Raw genomic sequence first — 3,904 nt, forward strand, 5'->3', positions numbered from 1 at the left:
CGCGCATAAAGGCGTATTTTTCTTCGTTCAATTCGTGGAAAAACCGCTCCAGCTCTAAATCGGTATTCTCTTCGATGTCGCGCAGGAAAACGGCGGAATAAAGCTCTTCAAATGATTGTTTTTGCAGGGAAAACACAGCCTCGGCAGCTTCGCGCAAGCTGCATTGCCGTTTAAGCAGATTTTCAAATTCGGCACGGACGTAGTTTTTCTGCTCGGTAACGATTGCCTGCAAAAGTGCGTTTTTACCGCTGTAATATTTGTAAAAAGTAACGCGGCTGACGGCGGCCTCGGCGCAGATGCTGCCTACGGATACGGCGGAAAAGCCATGTTCGCGGAATAGGCGGCGGGCGGTGTCGGCGATGGTTTGTTGTTTGATGGCGGTCATGACGGTAAGAAGATTTTGATTTTATTCATAAAGGTTTTTCATTAAAGTTATCCGCAAGTCGGATACTCATCATATTTCCCCACGGCGGCAATGGCAATATGGCGGCTTTCAGACGGCCTCTTTCCTTATCCCTCCGCGCCGCCCTGCGAATGAGGGCTATTGGATGCTTAGCAGGCCAAATTCATGAAGATTACAGAATCTGCCCCCTCCAACCTTCTCCCAAAAATAGGAGAGAGATTTTTTTTGGGCGATTCACAAGATAAGAGGGAAGTAAAGTGAATGATAAACACTTGCATTCCTGTTTCTTATTTCTTATACTTTACATTAATAGTTTATTTTATGTAAATGTGTAAACACAAATATTTGCATACTGACGGAGCAATTGGATTACCTGATGTTCAATCCACCCCGACGTATGCCGTCTGAAAGGATAAGGAAATGCAGAAACACACCCTCCGCCGCCTGCCGCTGCTGCTTGCTGCCGCTTTCGCCTCCGAATGGATTTATGCCGCCGATGCGGCGCAAGATGCGGAACAGGTGCAGTTGGAAGAAGTCGTCGTCACCGGCGAACGCACCAACCGCAGCGGCTTTGAAACCGCCACGTCCAACCGCGTTTTCACCGCGCCGAACATCGACCGCAGCGGCCACAATCTTTCCGCCACCGACCTGCTGAAACAAACCGTGAATACGGTGGACTTAGGCAGCGGCAACGATTTACCGACCATGCGCGGCGTGGACGGCTCCGGCCCCGCCGTCGGCGCGGTGGCATTTTTCGCGGGCACGCGGCCGCGCCTGAACCTGTCCATAGACGGCCGCTCCGCCACTTACAATGAATACGCCTTCGGCACGCAGTCGCTGTGGGATATGCAGCAAGTGGAAGTCTTGCACGGGCCGCAAAGCCATGTGCGCGGGCAGAACGCGGTGGCGGGCGCGGTGGTAATGCGTTCCAAAGACCCGACCGACGAATGGGAAGGCGCGCTGCGCTTGGGTTTGGGCAACCAGAAAACGCGCAACATCGCCGGCGTAGTGTCCGGTCCGATTGTAAAAAACAACCTTGCCTTCCGCTTGAGCGCGGAGCGGCAGCAGCGCGAAAGCTATGAGCCATTCGTGTCCTACGAACCGACCGGCAACCCGCGCCGCGTGGAAAACACCAACGTGCGCTTCAAACTCCTGCTCACGCCCGAAAACCATCCCGATTTTTACAGCCGCCTGACGCTGAACCACATCCGTTCGCGCGCGCCGCAAAACGAAATCATGGGCAACACCGCCAGCCGCCGTTTTTTAAAAGAAAAACCCGTGTTCGTAACCGGCTCGACATCGGGCATCTGGGACGTATCGTGGCAGCTTAACGACTATCTAAAACTGGAAAACAAACTGGTTTACGGCCGCTACCACAACGAGCGGCTGCACCTGCCGATGACCGTCAGCCCGCAAGGCGTGCCCGCCGAACTCAAAGGCCGCGAACTGCAATGGGAGCCGGTATTGCATTTTTCCAACAAAGGCCGTCTGAAAGGCCTTGCCGGACTGCACTACTTCCGCAGCAAACAAGACGAATGGGTGGACATCCGCAGCATCGGCGGTCGCAACACCTTTGACGACCGCAACAGCGTGCGTGCCATGTTTGCCGAAACCACATACAGCCCCAGCGAAAAATGGGACATCACGGCCGCCGCCCGCATTGAAAAAGAAACGCACAAACGAAGCGGCGGCAGCGGCGCGCTGCACCTTGATTTAGACAAAGGCCAGACCGTGTTCCTGCCCAAAATCGATATCGCCTTCAAACCCACCGACCAATGGGTCAGCGGCATCAAAGCCGCACGCGGCTACAACCCCGGCGGCGCGGGCATCACCTTCGGCCGCCCTGTCGTAACCTACACTTACGAGCCAGAATATGTGAACAACTACGAGTGGTACACCCGCTGGCGCAGCGCAGACCGCCGCCTGCAACTCTCCGGCAACCTGTTCCTGAACCACTACCGCGACATGCAGCTTCCCTTCTATCTCGGCACCAACTCCGTCGTCATCCGCAACGCCAAAAAAGTCTATACCTACGGCGCGGAACTCGCCGCCGACTGGCAGGCGACCGACAGCCTGAAACTCACCACCGGACTGGGGCTACTCAACACCAAAATTAAAAGCTATCCCGACAGCGGCATCGAAGGCAACAAACTCGGCCGCGCGCCCAAATACACCGCCAACATCGGCGTGAAATACCTGAACGACAAAGGTTGGGAAGCCGGCGGCGACGTGCGCTTCTACGGCAGCTACTACTCCGCTGCCGACAATGCCGAATCAGGCAAAATCGGCGCATACAACCAAGTCAACCTCTACACCGCCTACAACTTCAAACAAGGCCGCATCTCGCTCTATGCCGACAACGTGTTCAACCGCCGCCAACCCATATTCATTTCCAGCGCCGACCGCCAAGACGCGCTCTACCAACGTCCCAGAAGCGTGGGCGTGAGCGCGGAATGGAAGTTTTAAATGAAGCTGAAATGATAGAGGCCGTCTGAAAAAACATAGGTCGGACATTTATGCCCGACCTACCGTTTATTCCTCCAAAACACCCAAAGGAATCCCATGCACTACTTCACCCCCGCCAAAACCCTGCCCGAAGGCACCATCTACCTGACCGACCTGACCCACGTCGCCGACTTCGCCGACTGGCTGGCCGAATTCGAAACCCTGTTAAGCCAAAACCGCCGCTTAGCCACCGTCTGCACCCCGATGCGGCGGCAGGTGAGCGACGAACAGCGCATTGCCGACCGCAAAACTTACATCGAATGGATAAAGGCACATCGGCCGCAACTGTCCGAACGCTGCGCCGCCATGCTCCTTATCGAACCCGACGCGGCGCAATTGGCGTTCTTCCGCGAACAATCTTCCAAACTCGGCCCCGCGCTGGGCGTGAACTACATCGTCGAAGCAGATGAAACAACCGCCCTACTTCGCGCAGAAGAAGCGTTGAAGGCCGTCCGAAAAGATACTAAACCTATTTAAATACAAATCAAGTATTGCCACCCAATATGTTCAGACGGCCTTGTCCCTTTATTTGCCTCATCTTCAAAAGAATCATGTGATGTCCGACAATCAGACTTCCCCAAACTCACGCGACTGGCTGTTGCTTATCGGCGGCAGCACTTACAAATTCACGCTAACCGGTTTTTATCTGGTCGCGCTGGTCGCTATTTTGAAAAATCACGGTTACAGCCTGAACCAACTGAGCTGGATTCATTTAATCGGCAGTATCGAAGCAGCGAAGGTATTGTTTGCCACACTGATGGAGCGGCAGCCAGCGGGGCGGTTCGGGCGGTTTCGCGGCTGGCTGCTGGCGGCGACGCTGGGGCTTTCGGCCGTGTTCGGGCTGATGGCCTGTACCGACATAACGCAGAACTTCGCGCTGCTTTTGACCTGCTGCATACTGCTCTCGGCGATGTCGGCGGTGTACGGCTGCGCGATGCTGGGTTTGTCGTGCATCGTCCTGCCGCACCGCGAACGCGGTTTCGGCGGCGTGATTCA

At 55.4% G+C, this 3,904-nt stretch carries 3 protein-coding genes and 1 pseudogene; 3 read left to right on the forward strand and 1 reads right to left on the reverse strand.

What is annotated here, in order from left to right; genetic code table 11:
- Positions 1–385: helix-turn-helix domain-containing protein (locus Q1M25_RS08720; protein WP_300483892.1), on the reverse strand; the 385-nt coding region annotated here is incomplete at its 3' end.
- Between the two features lie 438 nt (positions 386–823).
- Here Q1M25_RS08720 and Q1M25_RS08725 point away from each other — a divergent pair.
- The 3 genes and pseudogenes from Q1M25_RS08725 to Q1M25_RS08735 form a co-directional block, all read left to right on the forward strand.
- Positions 824–2,869: a TonB-dependent receptor gene (locus Q1M25_RS08725; protein WP_300483894.1), complete on the forward strand. Its 2,046-nt coding sequence runs from the start codon at positions 824–826 to the stop codon at positions 2,867–2,869.
- Between the two features lie 96 nt (positions 2,870–2,965).
- The gene (locus tag Q1M25_RS08730) at positions 2,966–3,385 is read left to right on the forward strand and encodes an extensin (RefSeq protein ID WP_300483896.1); all 420 of its coding nucleotides are present in this window, start codon (positions 2,966–2,968) and stop codon (positions 3,383–3,385) included.
- A 79-nt stretch (positions 3,386–3,464) separates the two neighbouring features.
- Positions 3,465–3,904: pseudogene (locus Q1M25_RS08735) on the forward strand (MFS transporter); the annotation flags it as partial.

The sequence above is a fragment of the uncultured Neisseria sp. genome, from assembly GCF_951230505.1.
Taxonomy (GTDB): domain Bacteria; phylum Pseudomonadota; class Gammaproteobacteria; order Burkholderiales; family Neisseriaceae; genus Neisseria.

What these genes read in the sequence shown, in the direction of transcription:
- Q1M25_RS08725 (WP_300483894.1), top strand. Translation starts at nt 824, where the DNA reads ATGCAGAAACACACCCTCCGCCGCCTGCCGCTGCTGCTTGCTGCCGCT.
- Q1M25_RS08730 (WP_300483896.1), top strand. Translation starts at nt 2,966, where the DNA reads ATGCACTACTTCACCCCCGCCAAAACCCTGCCCGAAGGCACCATCTAC.